Origin of the sequence: Microbispora sp. NPDC046933, assembly GCF_040644635.1 — a bacterium.
Lineage (GTDB): Bacteria > Actinomycetota > Actinomycetes > Streptosporangiales > Streptosporangiaceae > Microbispora.
Genome location: NZ_JBEYWW010000021.1, coordinates 62,364 through 87,361, shown reverse-complemented (window position 1 = coordinate 87,361; position 24,998 = coordinate 62,364). Strand labels below are relative to the sequence as shown.

General features: G+C 72.5%; 23 protein-coding genes and 1 tRNA gene. 17 read left to right on the top strand and 7 right to left on the bottom strand.

From position 1 onward, the window contains the following. The first annotated feature begins 23 nt into the window (after positions 1-23). From ABZ857_RS26530 to ABZ857_RS26520, 3 genes are read left to right on the top strand one after another with little or no spacing between them, the layout of a single operon-like run. Entirely contained in the window at positions 24-1,286 is a 1,263-nt protein-coding gene (locus ABZ857_RS26530; RefSeq protein WP_357047293.1) for a histidine kinase, read from the top strand. Next, positions 1,271-1,918 (top strand): response regulator transcription factor, encoded by a 648-nt coding sequence (locus ABZ857_RS26525; RefSeq protein WP_357047291.1) that lies wholly within the window; start codon positions 1,271-1,273, stop codon positions 1,916-1,918. Before ABZ857_RS26530 ends, ABZ857_RS26525 begins: the two co-directional genes overlap by 16 nt. A 1-nt stretch (position 1,919) precedes the next feature. After that, positions 1,920-2,498: a hypothetical protein gene (locus tag ABZ857_RS26520; protein WP_357047289.1), complete on the top strand. Its 579-nt coding sequence runs from the start codon at positions 1,920-1,922 to the stop codon at positions 2,496-2,498. 10 nt (positions 2,499-2,508) lie between these two features. On the opposite strand, the gene ABZ857_RS26515 is transcribed toward ABZ857_RS26520, so the two are convergent. After that, the gene (locus ABZ857_RS26515) at positions 2,509-3,102 is read right to left on the bottom strand and encodes a DUF6886 family protein (RefSeq protein ID WP_357047287.1); all 594 of its coding nucleotides are present in this window, start codon (positions 3,100-3,102) and stop codon (positions 2,509-2,511) included. A 60-nt stretch (positions 3,103-3,162) separates the two neighbouring features. Then, on the bottom strand, positions 3,163-4,176 hold the full coding sequence (gene selD, locus ABZ857_RS26510) for a selenide, water dikinase SelD (RefSeq protein WP_357047285.1): 1,014 nt from the start codon (positions 4,174-4,176) through the stop codon (positions 3,163-3,165). An 88-nt stretch (positions 4,177-4,264) separates the two neighbouring features. On the opposite strand from selD, the gene ABZ857_RS26505 reads away from it, so the two are divergent. The 3 genes from ABZ857_RS26505 to ABZ857_RS26495 all read left to right on the top strand — a co-directional run bounded on the left by ABZ857_RS26505 (position 4,265) and on the right by ABZ857_RS26495 (position 6,801). After that, positions 4,265-4,358: transfer RNA gene (locus ABZ857_RS26505), tRNA-Sec, on the top strand. Between the two features lie 191 nt (positions 4,359-4,549). Next, a complete protein-coding gene (locus ABZ857_RS26500; protein ID WP_357047283.1) occupies positions 4,550-5,647 on the top strand; it encodes an XRE family transcriptional regulator in 1,098 nt (365 codons plus the stop codon). Between the two features lie 284 nt (positions 5,648-5,931). Further along, entirely contained in the window at positions 5,932-6,801 is an 870-nt protein-coding gene (locus tag ABZ857_RS26495; RefSeq protein ID WP_357047281.1) for a hypothetical protein, read from the top strand. Positions 6,802-6,843: 42 nt separating this feature from the next. Here the strand turns inward: ABZ857_RS26495 and ABZ857_RS26490 are convergent, their stop codons facing one another. Continuing rightward, entirely contained in the window at positions 6,844-7,986 is a 1,143-nt protein-coding gene (locus ABZ857_RS26490; RefSeq protein WP_357047279.1) for a pectinesterase family protein, read from the bottom strand. Positions 7,987-8,147: 161 nt separating this feature from the next. Between ABZ857_RS26490 and ABZ857_RS26485 the strand changes: the two genes are divergently transcribed. The 3 genes from ABZ857_RS26485 to selB all read left to right on the top strand — a co-directional run bounded on the left by ABZ857_RS26485 (position 8,148) and on the right by selB (position 11,509). Continuing rightward, positions 8,148-8,333, top strand: coding sequence for a hypothetical protein (locus ABZ857_RS26485; protein WP_357047277.1), 186 nt, complete (start codon positions 8,148-8,150; stop codon positions 8,331-8,333). A 3-nt stretch (positions 8,334-8,336) separates the two neighbouring features. Further along, on the top strand, positions 8,337-9,626 hold the full coding sequence (selA, locus tag ABZ857_RS26480) for an L-seryl-tRNA(Sec) selenium transferase (RefSeq protein ID WP_357047275.1): 1,290 nt from the start codon (positions 8,337-8,339) through the stop codon (positions 9,624-9,626). 107 nt (positions 9,627-9,733) lie between these two features. Further along, entirely contained in the window at positions 9,734-11,509 is a 1,776-nt protein-coding gene (selB, locus tag ABZ857_RS26475) for a selenocysteine-specific translation elongation factor (protein WP_357047274.1), read from the top strand. 101 nt (positions 11,510-11,610) lie between these two features. On the opposite strand, the gene ABZ857_RS26470 is transcribed toward selB, so the two are convergent. Beyond that, positions 11,611-12,018 carry a PPOX class F420-dependent oxidoreductase gene (locus ABZ857_RS26470; protein ID WP_357047272.1) on the bottom strand — a complete coding sequence of 136 codons (408 nt, stop codon included), beginning with the start codon at positions 12,016-12,018 and terminating at the stop codon, positions 11,611-11,613. Between the two features lie 69 nt (positions 12,019-12,087). Between ABZ857_RS26470 and ABZ857_RS26465 the strand changes: the two genes are divergently transcribed. Next, positions 12,088-12,705: a TetR family transcriptional regulator gene (locus ABZ857_RS26465; RefSeq protein ID WP_357047270.1), complete on the top strand. Its 618-nt coding sequence runs from the start codon at positions 12,088-12,090 to the stop codon at positions 12,703-12,705. 265 nt (positions 12,706-12,970) lie between these two features. Further along, positions 12,971-14,053, top strand: coding sequence for a hypothetical protein (locus ABZ857_RS26460; protein WP_357047268.1), 1,083 nt, complete (start codon positions 12,971-12,973; stop codon positions 14,051-14,053). 81 nt (positions 14,054-14,134) lie between these two features. Here the strand turns inward: ABZ857_RS26460 and ABZ857_RS26455 are convergent, their stop codons facing one another. Next, on the bottom strand, positions 14,135-14,929 hold the full coding sequence (locus tag ABZ857_RS26455) for an alpha/beta hydrolase (protein ID WP_357047266.1): 795 nt from the start codon (positions 14,927-14,929) through the stop codon (positions 14,135-14,137). Between the two features lie 199 nt (positions 14,930-15,128). Here ABZ857_RS26455 and ABZ857_RS26450 point away from each other — a divergent pair, with 199 nt between their 5' ends. Continuing rightward, complete coding sequence (locus ABZ857_RS26450) at positions 15,129-16,043, top strand: AraC family transcriptional regulator (RefSeq protein ID WP_357047265.1); 915 nt, start codon at positions 15,129-15,131, stop codon at positions 16,041-16,043. On the opposite strand, the gene ABZ857_RS26445 is transcribed toward ABZ857_RS26450, so the two are convergent. After that, complete coding sequence (locus ABZ857_RS26445; protein ID WP_357047263.1) at positions 16,004-17,317, bottom strand: deoxyribodipyrimidine photo-lyase; 1,314 nt, start codon at positions 17,315-17,317, stop codon at positions 16,004-16,006. The genes ABZ857_RS26450 and ABZ857_RS26445 overlap by 40 nt on opposite strands. Before the next feature lie 542 nt (positions 17,318-17,859). Here ABZ857_RS26445 and ABZ857_RS26440 point away from each other — a divergent pair. Genes ABZ857_RS26440 through ABZ857_RS26430 form a run of 3 tightly spaced genes read left to right on the top strand, consistent with a single transcriptional unit; the run spans position 17,860 to position 22,354 of the window. Beyond that, positions 17,860-20,580, top strand: coding sequence for a hypothetical protein (locus ABZ857_RS26440; RefSeq protein ID WP_357047261.1), 2,721 nt, complete (start codon positions 17,860-17,862; stop codon positions 20,578-20,580). Between the two features lie 41 nt (positions 20,581-20,621). Further along, positions 20,622-21,602 (top strand): MinD/ParA family protein, encoded by a 981-nt coding sequence (locus ABZ857_RS26435; protein WP_357047260.1) that lies wholly within the window; start codon positions 20,622-20,624, stop codon positions 21,600-21,602. Beyond that, positions 21,602-22,354 (top strand): hypothetical protein, encoded by a 753-nt coding sequence (locus ABZ857_RS26430; RefSeq protein ID WP_357047258.1) that lies wholly within the window; start codon positions 21,602-21,604, stop codon positions 22,352-22,354. The genes ABZ857_RS26435 and ABZ857_RS26430 overlap by 1 nt, the downstream gene beginning before the upstream one ends. A gap of 826 nt (positions 22,355-23,180) precedes the next feature. Here the strand turns inward: ABZ857_RS26430 and ABZ857_RS26425 are convergent. Next, the gene (locus ABZ857_RS26425) at positions 23,181-24,251 is read right to left on the bottom strand and encodes a hypothetical protein (RefSeq protein WP_357047256.1); all 1,071 of its coding nucleotides are present in this window, start codon (positions 24,249-24,251) and stop codon (positions 23,181-23,183) included. Between ABZ857_RS26425 and ABZ857_RS26420 the strand changes: the two genes are divergently transcribed. Beyond that, on the top strand, positions 24,238-24,651 hold the full coding sequence (locus ABZ857_RS26420; RefSeq protein ID WP_357047254.1) for a hypothetical protein: 414 nt from the start codon (positions 24,238-24,240) through the stop codon (positions 24,649-24,651). The genes ABZ857_RS26425 and ABZ857_RS26420 overlap by 14 nt on opposite strands. Before the next feature lie 55 nt (positions 24,652-24,706). Then, positions 24,707-24,949 carry a CDGSH iron-sulfur domain-containing protein gene (locus tag ABZ857_RS26415; RefSeq protein ID WP_357047252.1) on the top strand — a complete coding sequence of 81 codons (243 nt, stop codon included), beginning with the start codon at positions 24,707-24,709 and terminating at the stop codon, positions 24,947-24,949. Positions 24,950-24,998: the final 49 nt, after the last annotated feature.

The window sequence follows — 24,998 nt, the reverse complement described above, 5'->3', positions numbered from 1 at the left end:
TCATGAAGCGCGAAGGAAGAGTCATGCGACAGCTGGTGTCGTGGGTGGCGAGTGCCGCCGTGGGGTTCGTGCGCGCGTGCGTCGTGGTGCTCGTCAGCATGCTGGTCCCGGCCGTGTGGGCCGCCGCCGCGGGGCTGTGGATCTGGTGGTGGGGCGGCAACCCGTGGGCAGGGACAGCGCCGCTCCTGTGGGCGGGTATCGGCACGCTCGCCCTGTCTCGCCCGGTGTGCCGAATGGTCCGCTCCCTCGTGGCGAAGTGGACGGGCACCGTCATCCCCGCCGGATATCGGCAGTCCGCGCCGGTGGTCCGCATGTCGACCGGGTACTGGTGGAACGGCTACTCCTACGAGCGCACCAGCCGGGACGCTCGCCAGGACCAGAGGATGCGGCTCTGGTGGAGCGACCCAGCCACCTGGCGCGACCTGCGGTTCGCGGTGATCGCACCTTTCACCACGGGGGTGATCGCGGCCGTCCCGCCGGCCGGAGCCGTGGCGGCGGTCGTCGGGTTGAGCCACCCGGCGGCCTCCATGCGTCTCATCGGGGTGCTCGGCGTGGCCGTGGCGATCGGCGCGGCCCCGTACGCCTGGCGGCCGGTCGGGCCGGTAGCCGTCCGTTTCCTGCGGCCGTCGCCTGCGATGGCGCTGGCGGATCGGGTGGATGAGCTGACGGCCCAGCGCGCGGACACGACCGTCGCGCAGGCCGCCGAGATCCGCCGCATCGAACGGGACCTGCACGACGGAGCGCAGGCGCGCCTGGTCGCGCTCGGGATGTCCTTGGCGACCGTGGAGAGGCTGATGGAGACCGACCCCAACCGGGCCAAGGCGTTGCTGCGGGAGGCGCGATCCGGGGCCGCCACGTCGCTGACCGAGCTCCGCGACCTGGTCAGGGGCATCAGCCCGCCGGTGCTGACCGAGCGGGGGCTCGTCGACGCGGTTCGCGCTCTCGCCCTGGACAGCCCCCTCGAAGCCGCTGTCAGCGCCGACCTTGGGCTACGCCTCGACCCGCCGATCGAGTCCGCCCTGTATTTCGGGGTCGCCGAACTGCTCACCAACGCGGCCAAGCACGCCCGTGCGACCCGGGCGCGGATCTCCATCTTTGGTGGCGAGGGCCCCGGCATCGTCGTCGACGTCGAGGACGACGGCGGGGGCGGGGCCGGCATGCGAGCCGGTGGCGGACTCGACGGGCTGCGCCGCCGCCTCGCGGTCTTCGACGGCACCCTGGAGATCACCAGTCCGGCGGGCGGTCCGACCCACGTGAGAATGGTCGTGCCATGCGAATCGTTGTAGCCGAAGACCTCTACCTCCTGCGCGACGGGATGGTCCGCCTCCTGGAGGCGTACGGACACCAGGTGGTGGCGACGGCGACCACCGGGCCGGAGACGCTCGACGCGCTGCTGAGCCGGCGGCCGGACGTCGCGGTCGTCGACGTCCGCATGCCGCCGACCCAGTCGGACGAGGGCCTGCGGGCGGCTCTCGACGCCCGCCGCCGGCTGCCCGGACTGCCGATCCTGATCCTTTCCCAGCACGTCGAACAGCTGTACGCCCGCGAACTCCTGGCCGACGGCGCCGGTGGCATCGGCTATTTCCTCAAGGAGAGCGTGTTCGACGCCGACCAGTTCATCGACGCCCTGGAGCGGGTGGCCGGTGGCGGGACCGCCATGGACCCTGCCGTCATCGCCAAACTGCTGTCCAGCGGGTCCTCGAACCGGCGGCTCGAACGGCTCACCGAGCGCGAACACGACGTGCTCGGCCTCATGGCGGAAGGGCTGTCCAATCAGGCCATCGGCCAGCGGCTCTTCCTCAGCGAGAGCGCCATCAGCAAGTACACGACCTCCATCTTCGGCAAGCTCGGCATCACCGACGACGGCAACAACAACCGCCGGGTCCTCGCCGTCCTCACCTACCTGAACAAGCCGTAACGTGCTCGTCCAGGCCGGGCATTGCGGAGGCGTGACGACGATGCCCGCCGAACGCCCCGCCTTGCCGACCACCGCCGGCAAGGCGGTGCTCGTCGGCCTCACGATCGGCGGCTTCTGGTCCATCGGGGCCGGGCTGGCCGGCCGTCTGATGCCGCCGCACGCCGTCGGCACCGCCACCGCTGTGATCTTCATCATGGGCAACTTCCTGGCCGGTAAGGGCACAGTCACGCGGCTGCGAACGGCCTTCGTGACCTGCGGTTGCCTGATCGCGGTCACGACCCTGCTGCTGCCCTCGGTCGACGGCACGACCATCGGCGCCGTGATGTCACTCGTGGTCTGGGGCTTGGCTTACGGAGGCGTACCCGTCTGTTCGCAGGCATCGTTCATCGCCGCCGCCCCTCACACGCCCGAAGCCGCGACGGTGGTTTTCACCTCCTCCTTCCAGGCGACCTTCGCCCTCGGCGCGTTCCTCGGCGGACGCGTCGTCGACGCCTTCTCGGTCTCCACCGTGATGATCTGCGGCGGGCTGACCGCTCTCCTCATGGCGGCATCCCTGTGGTCACTCGGCAAACCCCGCTGACTCCGCGAGGTCACGTGCCGTGCGCCACGGAACCGCGATCCTCATCGCCGCGATCGACGAACGGCTGTGAGCGCCGGGGGCGGGCGTTGCGGAGGCGGATGCCGCTCCAGCCCAGGGAACTGGTGGTCACCGCGTCCCAGAGCGGCCAGAGATTGTCCAGCAGCCTGAGCTGGATGCCGGCTTCCTCATGCAGCCGCAGCAGGTCGCCGACGGGTTCGGGCGGCCCGAGAGGTTCGACAGGCTCGGTGGCCACCATCGCGTTCGGCACCGGCTCGCCGAACGGGACGAACTTCTCCGCCGGGAACCGGTAGGCGTACAGGCGGACGGTCAGGAAGGCCTCCAGCCAGCCGTACTCGATGGCGTGGACCCGCCGGCCGCAGCCCGGCCCGATGATCCGGTCGCGATCGGCGTCCGTGGAGTCGGGCGTCGTCCACGCCATGGCCCGCGGACACTGGCGGGGGAACCAGTAGTCGGGGCAGCGCTCGGCCGTCACAGCCCAGACGTACGCCTCCGGCTGCCGCGCCGTGGCCGCCACGTGCGGAACGAACCGGGTGATCTCGGGGTCCTCGGAGAAATGCAGCACCTCGCCGGGCTCGGGTCGCATGTGCTGTGTCTACCACCTGGCTGCTCCCCGACGGGGGCGACCGCGGCCGGTTCGGGGGTCTCAGGCGAGCCGGATCGCGGCGGCTTCCCGGGGGACGAGTTCGCCGACGACCGGCGCGCCGGGGACCTCGCCGGCGACCAGCAGGCCGCCCGAGGTCTGGGCGTCGGCCAGCAGGAGCAGGTCGTCCTCCGCGTACCGGCCCGGGTCCAGGTGGGGGCGCACCCAATCCAGGTTGCGGCGGGTGCCGCCGCTGACGTAGCCGTCGCGCAGCGCCTGCCGCGCGCCCTCCAGGTAGGGCACGGCCGCCACGTCGACCACGGCCGTGACGCCGCTCGCCCTGGCCAGCTTGTACAGGTGGCCGAGCAGGCCGAATCCGGTCACGTCGGTCGCGCACACGGCCCCGGCCGCCAGCGCCGCCCTGGAGGCGTCCCGGTTGAGCGTCGTCATCACCTCGATCGCCTGCGGGAACACCTCGCCGGTCGCCTTGTGCCTGGTGTTGAGCACGCCCACGCCGAGCGGTTTGGTGAGGGAGATCGGCGTCCCCACGCGGCCCGCGTCGATGCGCAGCAGCCGGTCCGGGTCGGCAAGGCCGGTGACCGCCATGCCGTACTTCGGCTCGGGATCGTCCACGCTGTGACCGCCTGCGACGTGACAGCCCGCCGCCCGCGCCGCGTCCAGGCCCCCGCGCAGCACCTCCCTGGCGAGGTCCATGGACAGCGTCTCCCTGGGCCAGCCCAGCAGGTTCACCGCCACGACCGGCTCGCCGCCCACCGCGTACACGTCGGAGAGCGCGTTGGTGGCCGCGATCCGTCCCCAGTCGTACGGGTCGTCCACGACGGGGGTGAAGAAGTCCGCGGTGGCGACGATCGCCCGGCCGCCCTCGATCCTGACCACGGCCGCATCGTCGCCGTCGTCCAGCCCGATGACCAGTTCGTTCGCGTACGCCGACGGGTTCGGGGCCACGAGCCCGGCCACGATGCTCTCCAGCTCGCCCGGGGGAATCTTGCAGGCGCAGCCGCCTCCGTGCGCCTGCTGGGTCAGCCGGATTCCGGCCCGCTGCGCCGTCTCGGTCATACCGCACCCGTTTCGAGTCGTTCGTCCGCCACGCGGCCCCGTGGGGGCGCCGCCCGGTCCCTACCCCGTTCCGGCTAGGTTTCTCCCTGGAGGTGTGTGGGCGCCTGGTGGTCCCCGCGGTCTTCAAAACCGACGAGGCCGAGGTCCTCGGCCTGGCGGGTTCGATTCCCGTCCACCTCCGCTCACCTCCGGCCTTCCTCCGTCAAGCCCCGTGCGTTCGACCAGCTCAACATGGGTGAGCAGTCATGGCAGTGGTAGATCTGCCGCATGGTTCGCAGTGAATCTGCCGGACAGGAGAAGCGCTTCCTGTCAGAGGCCGAATTCTCGTTCTTTCCGCAGGCTCTGTTGACCCGGAGTGTGCGAAAATCGCACCATGGGCATCGGCGGAGAGTGGGCGGACATGGGCGACCGCGTCCGCGAATGCAGACTTGCGGCCGACTTGTCGCAGGACCAACTGGCCGCGGCGGTCGGTCTCGACCGTACGATGATCGCCAAGATCGAGGCAGGTGTCCGGCGGATCGACGCGTTGGAACTGGTCAGATTGTCCGAAGCGCTCGATGTGCCCCTGGATTTCCTCCTCAGGCCGGCTCAGCCGATCATCTCCCGGCGGGCCGAGCTGACCGATGACACCATCGCTGATGTGACTCGCCAGTCCTATCGGCTGGAGCTGGCATTGTCCGCCTGGCTGGCCGACGTGCGGCAGCTGGCGGAGCTCGGGGACCTGGTCACACCTCCCGTGCGCCGCTATCCGGGGGCTGTGGACGACATGCCGGGTGCGAGATCGGCGGCCAGATGGGTACGGGACAGTCTCGACCTGGGCACGAGACCGGTTGATTCGCTCATGACGCTCTGTGAGCGGATGGGGCAACTCGTCGCCGTGGTCGCGACTCGCGGGGACGGCGCGTCGCTCGTGGACGGTGACGTGGCGGTGGCCGTCGTCAGCAGTCAGGGCGATCCGGGGCGTCGCCGGGCGACAGCGGCCCACGAACTGGGCCACCTGATCGTCGGTGACGAGTATTCGGCCGACCTGGGTGTCCACACGTCCCGGGCGGAGCGAGAGCAGGTCATCGACGCCTTCGCGGCCGAGCTCCTCCTTCCTGCGGCAGTCGTGAAGGAGCGCACCGGCGAGTCCGCCGCTCCCATCCGAGACGTTCTCATGGTGCTCGCCGCCAGCTATCGGACCTCGTGGTCCCTGACCGTGCGGCAGGCGCTCGAGGTCGAAGCGGTGGACAGAGAGGCGGCGAAGGAGCTACGACGGCGGAACCCTACTCGAGCAGAGCTGATGGAAGCGGTGGGCTGGACCCCCCAACCGGACCTGGAGTCCGTCCGGGTGCCTCCGAGCTACGCGCACGCTGTTTTCCAGGCCCTGAAGAAGAACCTGGTGACAACATCCAGAGCGATCGAGCTGATGCGCGGTCAGGTCGAGGAGGGTGATCTCCCTGCGAGGGACGACTGGGACATCGAGCCGTGATGTCATCCAACGGCAAGCTCACACAGGTGGGCGCGGAGAACCTCGTGGACTCCCTCCGCGCGACAGGCATGCGCTTACCCTGCTCAGGATCGACGTTTCTCTCCTACGCCCGTCGCCATCGACTCTGCTGACGACGGCGGCTCGGCTTGACCTGACTGCTCACTCATGGTTGCTCTTGGGCGGGCGAATCGTCCCCAGGCGGCGGGTGCCCGAGGACGAGGTGGTCAGTTGACCTGCCAGTGAGTTGAATTACTCTCCGCAGTTTATTGATAACGTTCCGTGTCATGCCGTCCCCCCTGCATGACACGCTCAACCTGCTGTTCCGGCACAGGCCGCAGTTCGCCGTCGAGATGCTGCGCGACCACCTTGGCGTCGACGTACCCGACGGGCTGCCGGCCCAGGTCGCGAGCAACGACCTGAACGACCGTCCGTCCATCGATCTACGACCCGATGTCGTGATCACAGTCGGGCCCCGGCATTCTCCCCTTCACGCGATCGTGGTGGAGATCCAACAGCGGCCGGATCCCGATAAGCAGCATGCGTTACCCCGGTATGCCGCCGCATTGTGGCTGCAGCTGACTTGCCCGGTCACGGTGTTGGTGGTCTCCCCCGAGGCCCGGACCGCTGTTTGGGCTGCCAAGCCGATTCCCACGAGCCTGCCCGGCTACACGCTGACCTGCCGGGTGATGGGCCCGGATCATATCCCTCTCATCACCGACCCTGCGGAGGCAGCCGCACGGCCGGAGCTGTCCGCACTGTCCGTGATGAACCACGGAGAGCATGCCAAGGTGGTGGAGGCATTCGTGGCCGCGTTGCAGCACCTCCCCGCCGAGCACGCTCCGCATTACTATGAATACGCATATCGGATGGCCTCGCAGGCCGCCCGACACCTGATGGAGGCACTCATGGAGTCCACCGTTTGGCCGGTCTACAGCCCGTTCGCGAAGATGCATTACGGCAAGGGCCTCCAAGCCGGTCGAGCAGAGGGTGAGGCGCGGGCGGTGCTGACCATCCTTGAGGCTCGGGGTATCCCGGTCTCCGAGGACGACCGCGCGTTCATCATGGAGTGCACGGATCTGGAGCGGCTTGATGAGTGGGCGCGGCGGGCCGTCACCGCGACTTCCGCGGCCGACCTGTTCGCCGAGGGATTCTGATCGGCACATTGGCGAGGATCCGCGGGTGGGTCGAGTGGAGGCTCACCTGCCGGAGGGGCGGGGGAGCAGGGCGGGGCCGGGGCGCCAGTCGCCGAGGTAGTTTCCGGGGGTGTGCTCGGCGGCCTGCTCGGGGGTGAGCTGCGGCCGGTTCTCGGGCACGGGGATCGCGGCGCCCGGGCCGATGGTGTGGAACTCGCCGAACCGCGCGTCCTGCCAGTGATACCCGGAGCTCATGTCCACGTAGGGCGTGGCCGCGTCGATCGAGGGGCCCATCCAGGTCTCGCGTACGACGAGCGACGGGAGGGCGGTCGGGTCGCTGCTGGGCCGCCAGGGCCGGGCCAGGCCGAAGGACGCGTCGGCCGCGGTCCCGTTGATCACGCATCGCACCGCCAGGTAACCGCGCGGGTTGGCGGCGGCCGTGCTCGGCGCGAACACGAAGCCGTACGGACGGAACGTCACGTCCCTGGCCAGGGTGCTCAGTTCGCACCGCTCGAAGACGGCGGTCGCGCGGCCGAAGACGAAGTCGACGTCCCCCTCGATGTGGCACTCGCGGTAGTACTGCCGCGCGAAGGAGGCCAGGGCGCGGGTGTCGGCATACAGCGTGTCCTGGTGGCCGAGGAAGCGGCACCTCTCGAAGTACGACCGGTCGCCCATGACCTTCGCCGCCACCGCCTGGGTGCCGGTGATGTCCGGGTGGTCGGCCCGCAGCCAGTCGTTGGCGAACGTGACATGCGCGGCGGTGAAGCCGTCGGCCTGGATCGTGGTGGTGGCGCTGCCGCTGGTGCCGTACGTGCCGCCCTCCGGCTTGGGCGTGCCGGCCGCGTTGTCGTAGACGATCACCACGTCGCGCGCGTCGCCGGTCGCCCCCAGGAAGCACAGGCCGGTCTTGGCCTGCGGCACGAGGACGGTCTCCCGGTACGTCCCGGCGGCGATCACCAGGGTCCAGCCCTCGGCAGGGGCGTCCGGGGTCGCGTCGACGGCGGCCTGGACGGTGGCGTGGTCCCCCCGCCCCTGAGCGTCGACGTACAGCGTGCGGTCGTTCAGCCGGCGCCGGGGCGAGCCGTAGCGGCCGAAGGGGAGCACGTGGGCGGCGCGTGCGGGCGAGGCGACCGCGAGACCGAGGACCGCGGCGGCGACGCCGGCCAGCGCCTGCCGCCGGCCGATCAGGGGGGTCAGGGACGACATCACGACTCCTGTGGTCACATATGTGAACTAGTTTCCCAAATGCGAACGGAATGCGAACAGCAGCACCGTAAGATCCCCCTCCTTCCCTGTCAATGAGGGGCCCACAGTCAATGAGGGGCCCACGGTCAATGAGGGGCCACGGTGTCAATGAGGGGCCCACGGTGCAGATCAACGAGATCGAGCCGGTCGGCTACTACGGGGACTGCGTCATCGCCCCCTACGTGACGGCCTTCGGCGAGTTCGAGGCGCCCGCCGGGACGGAGGCCACCTACCGCTGGGTGGTCGACGGCGTGAAGAGTGCAGGGCCCGGCCCCGGGGCCGGGCCCTGCATCACCGCTGTAATTTGAAGTGTGGATCCACGGAGGCGGGTGCCGCGCACCGACGCCGTGCTGGCCGATCCGCGGCTGGTCGCCGCCGTCGAGCGGCTCGGACGTCCAGTGGTCAAGGACGCGGTCGCGCGGGCGCAGCAGCGGGTGCGGCAGGGTGAGATCGAGCCGGAGGACGTCGCGGACGTCGCGCTGGCGGGGCTGCCACGCCACGCCACGAGCCTCCGTCCCGTGATCAACATGACCGGCGTGCTGCTCCACACGAACCTGGGCCGTGCGCCGCTGTCCCCGGCCGCCGTCGAGGCGGTGACGGTGGCGGCGGGGGCGACCGACGTGGAGTTCGACCTGGCCACGGGGGCGCGGGCGCGCCGGGGACGCGGCGCGGCCGAGGCGCTCGCGCGGGCCGTGCCCGACGCCGAGGGCGTGCACGTGGTCAACAACAACGCCGCCGCCCTGGTGCTGGCCGCCACCGCGCTCGCCGCCGGGCGGGAGATCGTGATCAGCAGGGGAGAGCTGGTTGAGATCGGCGATGGTTTCCGCATTCCCGACCTGCTCGTGTCCACCGGCGCGCGCCTGCGCGAGGTGGGCACGACCAACCGCACCACACTGGCCGACTACCGGGACGTGATCGGGCCGGAGACGGGGTTCGTGCTCAAGGTCCACCCGTCGAACTTCCGGGTCGAGGGCTTCACCGGCTCGGTCGAGGTGGCCGAGCTGGCCGGGCTGGGCGTGCCCGTGGTCGTCGACATCGGCTCGGGGCTGCTCGACCGCGATCCCCTCCTGCCCGAGGAGCCCGACGCCGCGAGCGCGCTGCGGGCCGGCGCCGACCTGGTCACCGCGAGCGGCGACAAGCTGCTCGGCGGCCCGCAGGCGGGCCTGCTGCTCGGCCGCCGCGACCTCGTCGAACGGCTCAGGCGTCACCCGCTCGCCCGCGCGCTGCGCGTGGACAAGCTCACGCTGGCCGCGCTCGAGGCGACGCTGCGGGGCCCGGAGCCCCCCGTACGGCAGGCTCTCCACGCCGACCCGATCGTTCTCGGCGAGCGGGCCGAGGCGCTGGTCAAGGCGTTGTGCCAGGCGGGCGTGGACGCGGCGGCCGTGCCCGCGGAGGCGACCGTGGGCGGGGGCGGGGCCCCCGGGGTGCGCCTGCCGAGCGTGGCCGTGAGCCTGCCTGAACGGCTGGCCGTGCCGCTGCGGCGGGGCGAGCCGCCGGTCGTCGGCCGGGTCGAGGGGGGCCGCCTGCTGCTCGACCTGCGTGCCGTGCCACCGGAGCGGGACGGCGAGGTCCTGGCGGCCGTCCTGAAGGCGTCGGGCTGATGAGTGTCCGGCTGATGGGTGTCCGGCCCGCCGCGTCGCGTCGGCTGACGTGCCCCGAACCCGCCGCTTTCAGCCGGCCGACACGCTGCTCACGCGGGGAGGGATGAATGCACGTCGTCGCCACGGCGGGACACGTCGATCACGGCAAGTCGACCCTGGTGCGGGCGCTGACCGGGATGGAGCCCGACCGGCTGGCGGAGGAGCGGCGGCGCGGGCTCACGATCGAGCTGGGCTACGCCTGGACGACCCTGCCCTCGGGGGAGCGGGTGGCGTTCGTCGACGTGCCCGGGCACGAGCGGTTCCTCGGCACGATGCTCGCCGGGGTCGGCCCGGTGCCCGCCATCATGTTCGTCGTCGCCGCCGATGAGGGGTGGATGCCCCAGTCGGAGGAGCATCTCGTCGCGCTGCGCACCCTCGGCGTACGGCATGGCCTGCTCGCCGTCACCCGCGCGGACCTCGCCGAGCCCGCGCCCGCGCTGGAGGACGCGCGCGAGCGGCTGGCGGAGGCCGGGCTGGGCGACGTGGAGGCCCTGGCGGTGAGCGGGCGCACCGGCGAGGGCCTGGACGGGCTGCGCGCCGCCCTCGACCGGCTGGTGGCGGCGCTGCCCGCGCCCGATCCGCGGGCTCCCGTGCGGCTGTGGATCGACCGGGCGTTCAGCGTGCGCGGCAGCGGGACCGTCGTGACCGGCACGCTGCCCGCCGGCCGCGTCGAGGTGGGCGACGAGCTGGAACTGGACGGCGAACCGGTGCGGGTGCGCGCCCTGGAGTCGCTGAAGGAGCACGCCGAGTCGATCACCGGGGTCGCGCGGGTGGCGCTCAACCTGCGCGGGCGGATCGCGCCGGAACGCGGGCACGCCCTCGTCACGCCCGGCGCCTGGACGGCGACGGACCTGGCCGACGTGCGCGTGAGCATGGCGGAGGGCGCCCGCGGGCCGCTTCCCGCGCGGCTCACCGCCCACATCGGCTCGGCGTCGGTGCCGTGCGAGGTGCGTCCGCTCGGCCCTGACGCGGCCCGGCTGCGCCTGGCCCGGCCCCTTCCCCTGCACGTGGGAGACGCGCTGCTGCTGCGGGACCCGGGCCGGGGTCAGGGCGAGCTCAGGGTGCTCGCGCGGGCGACCGTGCTCGACGTGCGGCCCCCGGAGCTGCGCCGCCGGGGAGCGGCCAGGGAGCGGGCGAAGGCGCTGGCGGACGCGTCGGCGGACACGGCCTCCCTCCTGCGTACGCACCTGCTGCTGCGCGACGGCGAGCTGGTCGCGATGGGCTGCCCGCCCGAGGGACGGCCGGTGGCCGCCGGCTGGCACGCCGACCCCGATCACTGGTCGGAGCTGTCCGCCCGGCTCCCCGAGGTCGTACGGCGGTACGCGGCCGATCATCCGCTGGAGCCCGGGATGCCCGTGGAGGCCGCCCGCCACGAGCTGGGCCTGCCCGACCGCCGGCTCGTGACGGCGCTGCTGCGGCCGCCGCTGACGGTGGCCGACGGGCGGATCACCACGACGGGCCGCGTCGCGGCCGGGACCGCGGGGCTGCCCGCTCCCGTCGCCCGGGCGGTGCGGGCCCTGCTGGACGACCTGGCCAAGGCGCCGTTCCAGTCGCCGGAGGCCGGGCGGCTGGCCGAGCTGGGGCTCGGGCCGCGCGAGCTCGCCGCCGCCGTACGCGCCGGGGCGTTGCTGCGCGTGGCCGAGGGCGTCGTGCTCGCGCCGGGCGCCGACGCGCGTGCGGCGGCGCTGCTGGCCCGGCTGCCGCAGCCGTTCACGGTCAGCCAGGCCAGGAGCGCGCTCGGCACCAGCCGCAGGGTCGCGGTGCCGCTGCTGGAACACCTCGACCGCAATGGCCTCACCGAGCGGGTGGACGACGTCAACCGCCGCTGCCGGCCCGCCACCTGATCCGTTCCGCCGGGGTCGTCAAGGGCGTCGACGGGGCAGGGGCGAGGTCCAGTTCGAGCCAGCGGGCCAGATCCTCGATCTCGTGGCGCACCGCGTGGCGCTCACGCCTCCGGGACGTCGCGCTTGCCGGAGGCGGGGTTGCCGGGGTCGATGCCGAAACTGATGATCCGCCGCGGATGGACGCGGATGATCGGGCCGGAAAGGGGAGCCGCGGAGTCGGCCGGTTCGGTGAGGGCCTCGCCGCGCCCGCGTATCTCCAGGCAGCGCACCTGCCAGGGATCGACGGACGGGACGTCGTCCACGACGAACGCCACCTTGCCGTTGGCGAGCACGTTGCGGAACTTGCGGCTGGCCGCCATGTCGCGCCCGCCGATGTCGATCGTCCGGAGTTCGCGGTTGTAGCGGAACCCGACCGGGCTCACCTGGAGTGTGCCGTCCGGGTGGATCGTGGCCAGGCGCCCGATTCGCTGACCGTCGAGGTACTCGATCTCGCGCTCTGTGAAGATCATGTGCTCACCCTAATCAAGTAGTTGATTGACGTTTGTCATTCAACCACTTGATTGGCTAGGGTGCGGCGCATGGCTTCAACAGCACGGCGCGCACCACAGGAGCGCGGGAAGGCGGCCGAGCGGACCCGCGAGCGGATCCTGGAGGCCGCGGTCGAGGAGTTCGGCGCGAAGGGCTACGCCGGGGCACGTACGGCCGCCATCGCCGCCCGGGCGGGGGTCAACCAGCAGCTCATCTCGTACTACTTCGGCGGCAAGCAGGGGCTCGTCGAGGAACTGCGGCGCAGGTGGGCGCGGGCGCAGGAGAGCGTGACGCCGCCCGGCGCGACGTACGCGGAGAGCGTGGCGGCCCACCTGGACGCGACACTGGACAGCCCGGACTGGTCCCGGCTGGTGATCTGGCAGGCGCTGGGCGACAGCCCGGCCACCGCGGGCGACGACGAATGGGCGGCGGCGCAGCGGGCCCGGCTGCGCGAGGCGGTCGAGCGGACCCGCCGGCGCCAGGAGGAGGGCGAGATCACCGGCGAGCTGGACGCCGAGTTCGTCCTGCTGGTCGCCTACGCGCTGGCCTTCGCGCCCATCGCGTTGCCGCGGATGGTCGAGGGGATCGTCGGCGCCGATCCGCTGTCGAAGGAGTATCGCGAGTGGGTCGTCGCCCAGCTCGCCGCGATGACGAGGAAAGACCCATGAGCAGGACGGTGCTGTTCTCCGCCTACCGCGGCCCTCAGGTGCTGTAGGTCGTCGGGCCGGGGCCGGACGAGCCGGAGCCGGGCTTGATCGGATCCCGGGCGCGCCCGCCAAGCTCATCGTCCGCCGGTTGCACGCTGTGCTGCGCGCCACTCACATTGATCTCGCTACCTGTCGCTGAAGGCCGTCCACGGCCCTGGGCCCTACGCTCATCCGGCTGAGTGCGGATACTCACGCGGCGTTCCGGCGGCCTCCATACGCTTCGATCATGTCTGTGCAACTGGCCGTCACCGGGCGGTGGCTCGGGTGGGCAGCCGCCGTCGCGGCGGTCGCGGCCGCCGCCGGCCTATGGCTCTGGTGGACGGCTCCCTGGGCCAACGGCAACGACCGCTGGAAACTGGTGGCCGCGCAGTCGTCGGTCACCTACGGACAGGTTATCGCCACCAGTGAGCGCGACGCCTGGGCCGTCGGCTGGGAAATCCTCGGCATCGGCGCCTGGCTGCCGATGGCCGACGGCCCGCACCGCCCCACAGTCTTCCACTGGGACGGCGACTGCTGGACGAAAAGCGACTTCCCCGTGAAACGCGGCAACATCGGCCCGGTCGCCGCGTCCGCCCCCTCCAACGTATGGGCCCTGGCCGGCAACGAGGGCGGGACCTCCGTCCTGCGCTGGGACGGATCCACCTGGGCAATCGTGCAAAAGCTGCCCGTGACGGCCGGGAACCTTGCCGTCACCGCTGACAACGACGTGTGGGTCTTGGGCGACCACAAGGCCTGGCACTACAACGGCGCCACCTGGTCGGAACAGAGCGTCTCCTTTTCCGCCTTCCGCGTCAGCGCCCGCTCCGCCTCCGACATCTGGGCCCTCGACGGCGACGCCCCCTCCGTGCACCACTACGACGGCAAGGTCTGGACCCGAGTCGACCTGACTGCGGCGCTGCCCAAGGCTCCGCCCCCGTCCGACGATTTCCCGTCCGACCCGAGCGGTCCTCGGCTGACCGCCATCACCGCCGACCCATCCGGCATCTGGATCACAGGGGAGATCGGGGCGTCGTCGTTCCTGCTCTTCCAGACCGGTTCCGGTTGGCGCAACGAGGACACCTCAGCGAAGGCCGGACGCATGGTCCGTGACCTGCCACCCGTCCCCGACGGTAAGGGCGGCCACTGGTTTCTCGGCTCCACCGACATCAACGGTTACGACTCCGCCCTCGCCCACCGCGATCCCTCCGGCCACTGGACCAGCGTTCCGTCCGGCGGAGAACTGACCTCGCTGTCGGCCGTCCCCGGCGGCCCGCTCCTGGCCACCGGGATGATCGGCAGAGCTTCAGGCGTCTTCCGCCACCTTCCCTGAAGAGGACCCCGCAGAGGCAACCAGCCGGACATGACGGGCTGACCGCGTTGTACGAGAAGGGCGACCTGACGGTGGGGATCGTCAGGTTCCGGCGACGGCGGCGATGAACCGGTCCACGGCCGTGGCGACCGCGTCCGGCGCCTCCACGGGCAGCAGGTGCCCGCTTCCGGCGACGACGTCCATCCGGGCGTGGGGGATGTGGGGCAGCAGGTAGTCGCGGAGCACCCGCGGCGGCTCGACCCGGTCGTGTTCGGCGGCGAGCACCAGCACGGGAGCCTCGATCGCCCGCGCGGCGGCGGTGATGTCGGCGGCGATGCCGCAGAGGGGCCACTCCCGGCGCGCGGCGTCGTCGGCGGCCAGGCTGTCGCGCACGATCGCCTCACGGACCGCGCTGGGGATCCTGGTGGCGGTCAGGGCGGTGTCGAGGGCCTGCTCGACGGTCTGCGCCGAGTCGTAGGCGCCGGCGAGGAACCGCCTGTAGCCGGGCGTGACGGTGGCGGGAGGCTCCGGCGGCGCGGGCGCGACCAGCACCAGACCGGCCAGACCGGCCAGACCGGCGAGGCCACCCAGGCCGGCCGGACGCCGCCTGGCCGCGGCCAGCTGGGCGACCTTGCCGCCCATCGAGTGCCCGACGAGCACGTATCGTTCCAGGCGCAGCTCCCGCACCACGGTGGCCAGGTCGTCGGCGAGCTGCTCAAGGCCGTACGGGCCGGGTAGCCCCCGTGAGGCACCCCACCCGCGCGGGTCGTAGCGGACCACGTCGCGTTCGCGCGGCAGCCGCTCCACCACCGCGTCCCAGGTCGCGGCCGAGCCGCCCCAGTAGGGCAGGAACACCGCCGCCGGCGTGCCGCCTCCCCGGCGGCGCACCTCGATCACGCCGCCCGCCACCGGGACGCTGTGGGTTGTGAAAGTCGTCGTTGTGAAAGTCGTCGTCATCATGTCCTCCGGTTCATGACACGAGCAGGCGTACGTGAGCGGTGGGTGCCGCCCCTGAGCGCCCCGGTCGTGCAGGGGTACGCCTGGAACGCTAGGGTGACGGGCCGGGAAGGTCCCGGTCGAAAGGCGCTCGGTGCTTGTGGAAAACGGTCGGCTTCCCGGCGTCAGGCAACTCCGCTACGCCCCGGCGCCGGGCCCGGACTTCGGCGTCGAGGTGCTCGGCTTCGACACGCTGCGGCGCATGGACCCCGATCGCCGCCGGGCCGGCCCCCAGCGTCCCGACTTCCATGTCCTGGCCCTGATCCGCTCCGGGCGCGGCCGGCACGCCGCGGACTTCGTGGACCATCCGCTGGGTGAACGCACCGTCGTGTGGATCCGCCCCGGCATGGTGCACCGCTGGACCGACGTCGATCGGGTCGACGGGTCCCTCGTGCTGTTCGAGCAGGGCGTCATTCCTGCGACGGGGCCCGCGGCACAGGCCGCGGCCGACGTCTTCGCTCCCGCCACCTGGCGGGTCGGAGAGGACGCCTGGCCCCTCTGCCTGACCGCCGCCGACCACCTGGGCCGGGAGCACGCGGCCGCCCTGGTGGATCCCCGGCCGGCGTCGGCGCCGATCCTCGCCCACCTGCTCGCCGCGCTCGTGCTGCGGGTGGTCCCCGAGACGGGCTCCGGGCCGGTCTCCGAGGGCCCCGAGCACGAGGTGTTCCGCCGGTTCCGGGCGGCGGTGGAACAGTCGTTCGCCACCTGGCACCACGTGGCCGACTACGCCGGCACGCTCGGTTACACGCCTCGCACCCTCACCAGGGCCACCCGCGCGGCGGCCGGAGTGGGCGCCAAGCGGTTTCTCGACCAGCGGATCCTGCTGGAAGCCAAACGGTTGCTCGCCCACACCGACCTGTCCGTCGCGCGGTGCGCGCAGCGGCTGGGCTTCGACGATCCCGCGAACTTCACGACGTTCTTCCAGCGCCAGACCGGCATGCCGCCCAGCCGGTGGCGGGCCGGGCACAGCGGCCGTCACGCCCTGAGCTCACCGCCGAGGGGAGAGGAGGGGTAGCCCGGCACCCCGCCGCGTACCCTCCACGGCTCGTGGACCAGGCCGCCGGGCAGCGACGCGAGCTCGGGGACGTAGCGCCGCACGTACTCCCCCTCCGGGTCGAACCTCTTCGCCTGCCGCAGGGGGTTGAGCGTGCGGTAGGGCCGGGTGTCGTTGCCCGTCCCCGCGACCCACTGCCAGTTGCCGCAGTTGTTCGGCATGTCGCCGTCGAGCAGCCACTCGGCGAAGTGCTCCAGCCCGGCCCGCCAGTCGATGCCGAGCCGTTTGGTCAGGTAGGAGCCGGTGACCAGGCGCACCCGGTTGTGCATCCAGCCCTCGGCGCGAAGCTGGCGCATGCCCGCGTCCACGATCGGCACCCCGGTCACGCCCTCCCGCCAGGCGGCCTCCGCCTCCTCGTCGCGCCGCCACTCCACGTCCCTCGGCCGGTAGTCGCGCCGGCCCATGTCCGGGAAGGCGTCGACGACCTGGTAGTGGAAGTCGCGCCAGCACAGCTGCCTGACGTACTCCTCGCCGCCCGGCCGTTCGCAGGAGCGGTCCACCACCTCCGACGGCGACACGCAGCCGAAGTGGAGGTAGGCGCTGAGCATCGAGGTGCGCCCCGCCATCCGGTCGCGCGTGCCGGCGTAGGAGGCCAGGCCGTCGCCCACCCACTGCTCCAGCCGCCGCCGCGCCTCGCTCTCGCCGCCCCGCACGATCCCGTACGGCTCGGGGGACGCCTCGGGCAGAACGCCCGGATCGATGCCGGGCGGCAGGCGCAGGCGGTGGGGCGCGCCGAGGACCGGCCGCCTCGCGGTGGCCGACCAGGCCCGCCAGTACGGCGAGAAGACCCGGTAATGGCTCCCGCCGCCGGGTCGCAGCATGCCCGGGGGCACCACGGTCACGCCGGGGAAGAGGCGGAACTCCAGCCGGTGGGCCCGGCACTCCTCCGCCAGGCGCCGCTCCCGCCGCCGCGCCAGCGGGCTGACGTCCTCGCTCGCCCAGATCGCCGACGCTCCCGCCTCCCCGGCCACCCGTACGGCGTGCGCCACCGGGTCGCCGTGCCGTACGGCGAGGTCCCCGCCGAGCGCGCGCAGGGACGACCGCAGGTCGTGAAGGGACGCGTGGAGGAAATCGCGGCGGTGCCGGGCCCCGATCGCGGGGTCGAACACGAACAGCGGAACGACGTGCCGGGCCACTGCGCACGCTTCGGACAACGCCGGGTGATCATGAATTCGCAGGTCCCGGTTGAACAGCACGACGACGGTCTCCACGCGTACCTCTTCGCCGTCGGCCACGCCGATGGTTGCGGCTCCTGAGTAAATCGCGAGATCGTTTCGCAGTGCCGCGGGGGCTGCTTCAGGCAGAGACCGGGCGTACGCGCGCTGTAATGCCGAGAAAGCATGGAACGCTGGTTATTCCCCGAGAATATGAAGGCTATTCACATCGGATGTGGCCATCGGATGACGGACGAAAGGCGGACGCGGAAACCCGCCTTCCGCCGAGTGTGCTCGATGCGGGAAAAGAGAATGAAAGTCCAGGTCATCCGGCTGTCCGGGCGACAGGGGTAGGGGCGATCCGCGACTTCTCCAGACAAGTCGGGAGACGATAACGGCGCCGAGACTGGGCCCCTTTCGGATGACCATATCGGTGTTATTTGCGGCTTATCCTCAACTCATGATTTCTCTGGTTCTTTTCCTTCCCAACACATCGTAGTCAGTCTAAGATCTCGTTCTATGTATCGGTATGCATCAAGATTTCCTGTTAGGCAAGTGCGACGCCTAAGTGGCAGTGATGCTCTGGCCGAACATGACGTCGTCGTCATCCTCACCTTGTTCCGGTGCGCATGAACCCGCCCGCCGGGGATGTGACGCTCGACCCCGGCCGGGGGATGGCATGGGTGGACGAGCACGGGGCTCACCTCGTCGACTACGCCTCCAGCCACCTCGAGCCCGCCCCCATGCTCGCGGCGGTCATCGCCGCGCTGGAGGCGTGTGCCGCCCGCGAACGGCCTGGGAACGTTTCAGACCGGGCCTGGCTGCTGTCCGCGCTGCGCCGTGAGGTCGCCACCGGCCCGGGGCGGGGATTCCTGCCCGGACCTGGTCAAGGCAAGCCCGATCACCTGGCGGTGCGGCGCGCGTGGCGCCTGGCGGACCCCCTGGGCGCGGAGACGCTGCTCCTGCTCTACCGGCATGAACTCCCGCTGCGGGATCTCGTGTACGTGCTCGCCCTGCCGCTGAAGGAGGCCGGCAGGCTCATCGCGCGCACCCAGGACGTGGTGGAGATCCTCGTGAGCGGGCTGGACGGCCTCGCCCGGGGCCGTCCCATCTGCCCGGAGATCGGTCCGCTGGCCGCCGCCGTCTTCCCGGACGAGCACGGCGAGGCGCCCGACTTCGGCGCCGCCCGTACGGCGCTGCTCCGGCACATTGTCACGTGCGTGGTGTGCAAGCGGCCCATCAACATCCGATACACCGTTCCGCAGATCCTCTCCCGCCCCCCGGTCGCCGACCTCACGCCTGAGACCAGGCAGCGACTCCTGGACGCCCTGAACAAGGCCGAGCCCGCTCGGGCGGAGCGGACGGCGCACCGGCCTCCCTCGTCGTTCGGCATGCCGCTCGCCGCTCCCGTCGACACCGCCCCCGCTCCTGCCGCCCCCAGGCCGTCTCCGGCGGCCTCCGCGCCGTCTTCGGCCGCACCCACCCCGCCGGTCGCCCCGCCGTCCCCGGTCGCACCCACCCCGCCGGTCGCCCCGCCGTCGCCCGGGCTTCCGGAGACGCCGCCCGTGCCGCCGCGGTCGTCGGGCCTTCCGGCCGTGCCTCCAGCCGTCCTGCCCGTGGCCGGTGCCGGTCGTGCCGAGCCGGGACCGGGTGACGCGGGCCCCGCTGGCGCGGGATCGCCGAGCACGGAGCGACCCGCTCCTCAGATGCCTCAGCCGCCGGAAGGCGAGGCCGAGACACCCGCCGTGCCGGAGCATGAGCCGGAGCCGGGTCAGTCGCAGGGCTCTTCGTCCGGGGTGGAGCTGGGTCCGTCTCTGGGTCCGTCGCAGGGGCCGTCGCAGGGGCCGTCGTCCACACCGGGACATGAGCCCGAGCAGCCGGAGCGACCGGTGCGGGCCATCTCCCAGGAGGACACCCAGCCGAGCCTGCAGTGGCCGTCGGGCACGTGGAAGTCCCGCGGCGCACAGCGGCCCGGTATGTCCCGCAGGCCGTCGGGGCACGCCGGCTCCGGTGTGACAGGTTCCGGGGTGACAGGTTCCGGGGTGACAGGTTCCGGGGTGACAGGCCCCGGCGGGCTCCCCGCGTCCGGTGGGACGCGCGGTCCCGCGAGACCCTACGGGCCGTACGGGCCCGGCGGATCCGCAGGGACCGGCGGGACACAGGAGTCGGTCGGGTCGCCGGGCGGTGGCGGGTCGTCAGGCGCGGCCGGATCACCTGGGGTGCCGAGGGCGGGCTCGCCCGGGCCGGCCGGGCCGTTCGGGCCGGGGTCGTCCGGGCTGGGGTCGTCCGGGCTGGGGTCGTCCGGGTCGGGGTCGTCCGGCTCGGCCGGACACTTGGGCGCGGCCGGAGCGGCGAGGAGGGCGCACCCGGCTCCCGGAGAGACCGCCGCACTGCCGCCCGGGCAGGACACCCCTCTCTACAACGCGCTGCTCTCGCAGATCAGGGCCAGGGAGGCCCTGGCGCACGCCGCCGAGGCGGTCCCGGCCCCCGTCGACGTCGCCAACGTCCCCGACGCGCCCGGGGAGGCGCACCTCACCGGCAGGCCGCTCGCCGGTGCGCAGATCAGGATCGTCGAGGTCCTGGCCCGGGTCGGGTCGCTGCTTCGGGCGACCGCCTTACGGATCGTCATCGTCGTCGTCGCGGGGGCGGCGGGGACCGTGGCGGGAATCAACCTCTTCGCTCCCGCTCCCCACTCCCAGAAGGGGTCGCTGGAGGCGAGCGTCGACCGGACGACAGCCGATCCCGCGAAAACGGGGATGGGCGCGAACCCCTCGGTGGCCGGAGAAACGGCCGGCGAAGCGGACGGCGGGGCGACAGATGGCGCGGCGACAGGCGGTGCGGTGGCGGGCGGGGCAGCGGCGGGCGGTGCAGGGACGCATACGGCCTCGGGTGCGCCACAGGCCACGGTGACCGCGACCGCCGCGACCGGGGGCACCACAGCCGGGGGCGCCGCGCAGGCAGGCGGACAGAGCGCCGCGGCCGGGGGCGCCGCGCGGCCGGGCGGACAAGGCGCCGCTCCGGACACCCCCGCCGCCCCCGGCGCCTTCCTGATGGGGGCGTGGGGCGTGCAGGCGCCGTCCGTCATCACACTCGACGCGTTCGGGAGGGGCACCCTCACTCTCTCGACGACCTCTGGAAAACCCGTGAAATGGCGGATATCGGCTCCCGGCCTGGTGGTCGAGCCGTCCAGTGGAACGCTCAAGCCCGGGCACACCGACGTGCTCACCGTGCGCGCGTTGCGCGTCCGCTACTGGTGCGGGGTCCCCTCGCCGGTGACGGCGCCGCTCGAACTGCACGGCCCGAAGGGCAAACGCACCGCCACCGTGCGATGGAGCACCTGCTGACCGCCCCCGTTTCCTCCCGTCCTCGGTGAAAGGACCCGCCCATGACCGAGATTCACACTTCGGTGCCCACTCCCGCCGAGCAGTTCCCGGAGAGCGTGCCTCTCACGGCAGAACATCTTCTGACCAACCGCCGCATGGAGCCCACCGGCGGCTGGAGGCGGCTCGTCTACCAGCTGTCCGGCGGCCGGATCATCCCGTCGGAGTCGGCGGCGGAGCTGGAACGGCGCACGCTGATCGCCCAGGCTCAGACGCCCGTCGCCAGTGGTCACCACAGGATCGCGGTCATGAGCCTCAAAGGCGGGGTGGGGAAGACCACGACGACGGCCGCGCTGGGCAACACGCTGGCCTCGCTGCGCGGCGACCGGGTGATCGCCATCGACGCCAACCCCGACCGGGGGACGCTCGGCATCAAGGTCAAGTCGGAGACCGCCGCGACCATCCGGACCCTGCTGGCCGAGGCGCCGCACATCGTGCGGTACGCCGACGCCCGCGCGTTCACCTCGCAGTCGTCCGCCCGGCTTGAGGTGCTCGCCTCCGACACCGACCCGGCCGTCAGCGAGGCGTTCAACGCGGAGGACTACCGTACGGTCGCCAATCTGATCGAGCGCTACTACTCGATCTGCATCACCGACTGCGGCACCGGGCTCCTGCACGGCGCCATGGGCGCCACGCTGGAGCTCGCCGACCAGATCGTGCTGGTCACCATGGTCGCGGTGGACGGCGCGAGCTCGGCCGCCGCGACCCTCGACTGGCTCACCGCCCACGGTCACGGCCACCTCGTCAAGAACGCCATCGTCGTGCTGAACGCGGTCGAGCCGAAGTCGCACGTGGACGTCGACCTGCTCGAACGCCACTTCGCCGGACGCTGCCGGGCAGTGGTGCGGGTGCCGTTCGACCCGCATCTGAAGGAGGGCGCGGAGGTCGACCTGGCGCGGCTGCGGCCCACCACCCGAGGCGCGTACCTGCGCCTCGCGGCGGCCGCCGGGCAGGCGTTCTCGCAGCGGCCGGACCGGAGCAAGTAGTGGGACCGGTCATCCCCGATCCGGCGCTCGACTGGGACCTGGGACCGCCGCGACGGTGGGATCCCCGGCACCTGGTCGTCGCCATCGCGGGCGTCGTCACCGTCATCGCCGTCGCGGTGATCGTGCTGCAGACCCGGCATGTCGAGGCGCCGTCCACGCCGGCGCGCGTCGCCGCGCCGTCCGTCGCGCTGGCGGCGCCCGCCGATCACGAGGGCGACGGAGGCTATCCCGTCGGCTTCCCCCACACCGAGATCGGGGCGGCGTCCGCAGCGGCCGCCGCCCTGGAGGCCGCCTGGACGCTCGACGTGGGGCAGGCAGAACAGGCGGCCGCGCTGTACGCCCCGCCGGACCAGCGTGAGGCGGCACGCGAGGGTGCTCGCGACGCCGTACGCGGCTGGCGGGAGACCCTCGGCCTTCCCGCCGAAGGCGAGCTCCCCGCCGGGGCGGCCCTGCGGACGCAGACGATCGGCGTCCAATGGAAGGTCCGCTCCGAGGACCAGGTGCAGGTCTCCGTCCTGGTGAAGGTGACGGCGACCACGGGCGCCGGTGCCACCGGCCCCGTCTACTCCAGCCCCTACGCCATGAGCCTGCTTATGGCGTGGAAACCCGATATGCGCGGTGCGGACAAGGGCGACTGGGTGAACATCCCCGACCCGACGCCTCCGTCCGTGCCCGCAGCCGCTCTCCCAGGGACGCCCGAGTTCGCCGCGGCGGGCTGGCAGTCCCTCATCGGTCCCCGGCCCACTCCCTAGATCGAGGAAGAGCCCTCCAAATGACCCCCCGAATGTCCCCCCGGCGCGCCACGCTGGTCTCCGGCCTGCTCCTGGCCGCGGTATCCGCCACCGGCGGCGCCGTCGCCGCGCAGCCCTGGGCCGCCGTGGCCGAGCCCGGCTGGGACGCCCCTCCACCCGTAGAAGGCGCCGCCCCCCTGGCCGCGCCCACCTCCAACGACCCCGCGGACGCCTCGTCCTCCTCGTCGGATTCCTCCTCCGACGGCGCGGGTGACAACGCCCACGACGACTCCGCGAACGCGCCGGATGACGCGGCGCCTGACGGGAAGGCGGCGAACAGGACCGGCTCCGGTTCCTCCGGTGGCTCGTCCGATGCGGCCCACGACTCCTCCGGCGACGCGAACGGTTCGTCGGGCGCGGCCCACGACTCCTCCGGTGCCTCCCGTCACTCCTCGCGCGGTTCCGACGATGCGTCGGGCACGGCGCGGGACTCGTCCGGCGGCCCGGGTGGTTCGTCCGGTTCGACGCACGACGACTCCTCCGACGGCACCGCGAACGCACCAGAAGGCACCGCGAACGTACGGGGTGGTGCCGGGAACGCAGCGGACGACACCGCGCCTGACGCAGAGGCGGAGGACAAGGCAGGCTCTGGTTCCTCCGGCGGCTCGTCCGGTGCGGCCCACGACTCCTCCGGCAGGTCCGACGGCTCGTCCGGTGCGGCCCACGGCTCCGCCCGCAGGTCCGACGGCCCGCCCGACAGGTCACGCGAGTCCGCTGGATCTTCCTCCGGGTCGTCCGACACCCAGGGCGACGGATCGGGCGGCATCTCCACCCGCGACCGGACGGCTCACGAGTCGCGTGATCCGGACCGCGACGACCGGAGTCGCGGCACGGATGATCGGACGGGTCGCGACACCCGTGATTTCAGCCGCCACGGGTCCCGGCACGCGAGCGCTGATCGGGAGGCCGGCACCTCGCGCCGCACCAGCGGTGACCGGCAAATCGGCACCTCACGCCACACCGGCGGTGACCGGCAAATCGGCACCTCACGCCACACCGGCGGTGACCGGCCGGTCGGCACTTCACGCCACACCCGCGACGACCGGCCGGGCGGCACTTCACGCCCCACCGGCGACGGCCGCGTCGGGGGTTCCGCTCCGCCGCCTCCGGCCACTCCGTCGCCGTACACGCCCGGTGGAACGGCGACGCCGCCCGTGTCCTCGCCGTCAGCACCGCAGGGGCCCGTCCCCACCGCGAGCAGCGGTCCCACCGCGACGGCGACGGCCAGGGTGGCGGCACGGGCCGCCGCTCCTGCGGCCCCCGCACCTGCCACGAGCGCGACCCCTGCACCTGCCGAGAGCGGTGCGACCGCGACCCCCGCACCTGCCGCGAGCACGACCCCCGCACCTGCCGAGAGCGGTGCGACCGCGACCCCGCAGGCAAGCCCGGACGCGACCGCATCGGCGACCGTCTCGCCCGACCCGGGCCCCACGACCAGCACGCAGCCGAACCCCCCGGCCACAGAGAAGCCGACAGCCAAGCCAACCGAGAAACCGACAGCCAAGCCAACCGCGAAGCCGACAGCCAAGCCGACAGCCAAGCCGACGGAGAAGCCGACGGAGAAGCCGACGGCCAAGCCCACCTCGAAGCCGAAGCCCACAGCCAAGCCGACGCCGACCGACAAACCGACGCACAAGCCGACGCAGCAGCCTCCGGAGCCCAAGCCGAGCGTGACCGTCACCTCGACCGCGCTTCCCACCGCCACTCCGCCCACTGCCACTCCGCCCGCCGTCCCCCCGACGTCCGGCACGGCGGCGCCGACATGGACGGCCCTTCCGTCCGTGGCGCCCACATCTCCCACGGCTGTGCCGACGTCTTCGGGCAGCCCGACGTGGGGGATCCCGGTGCCGTCGCTCACCGGCCGGTCCGCGGTGGTGCCTCCCGTCGCGGGCGGACAGCCCCCGACCGCGCCGATCGCGATCCCGGGATACCTGCCGCTGCCGCCGCTGGTCGCCCATGCCCACCATCGGTGCGGTGACGATGGCACGGCCGGCTGCTGGAGTCTGGCGCCCTGGCGGAGCCGTACGTCCGGGCACTCCGGCGCGTTCCCGGGCGGCGGGCGGACGGGCGGCATGGCGACGCCGCGATGGGCCTTCGCTCCGCCGAGCGTGAAGGCGGGGCTGCCCAGCCCATCGGGCGTCCCCGGCGCGTTCAGCGCACCGTTCGCCGGGTTCGCGTTCGCGCCGGACGAACCGGCCGCGGGCCGAGCCGGGTGCTGGGCCTTCAGCCCCTCCGCCCACTGCGCGAGATGGGACTGACCGCTCGCCGCTGACCACGTGTTATGCCGTCACCGTCCCGGGCAGTCTGCACCGCATGGAGCACATGGCGGAGGACCCGGCCACGGTGACGGCGGTCACGGTGACGCCCTGCGAGGACGGCCCGCTGCTGGTGCGCGGGCCGTTCACGCTTGTGACGCAGGACGGGCGGCGCATCGACCCGGGCAGGGCCACGGTGGCGCTGTGCCGCTGCGGCCGGTCCTCGACCAAGCCGTTCTGCGACGGCTCTCACAAGGCGGTCGGCTTCCGCGCGGCGAGCGAACCCGACCCGCCCGGCTGACAAAAGCCCTGCCGCCGGTCCACCGCCTCATCCAAGAAGAAAGGGGACG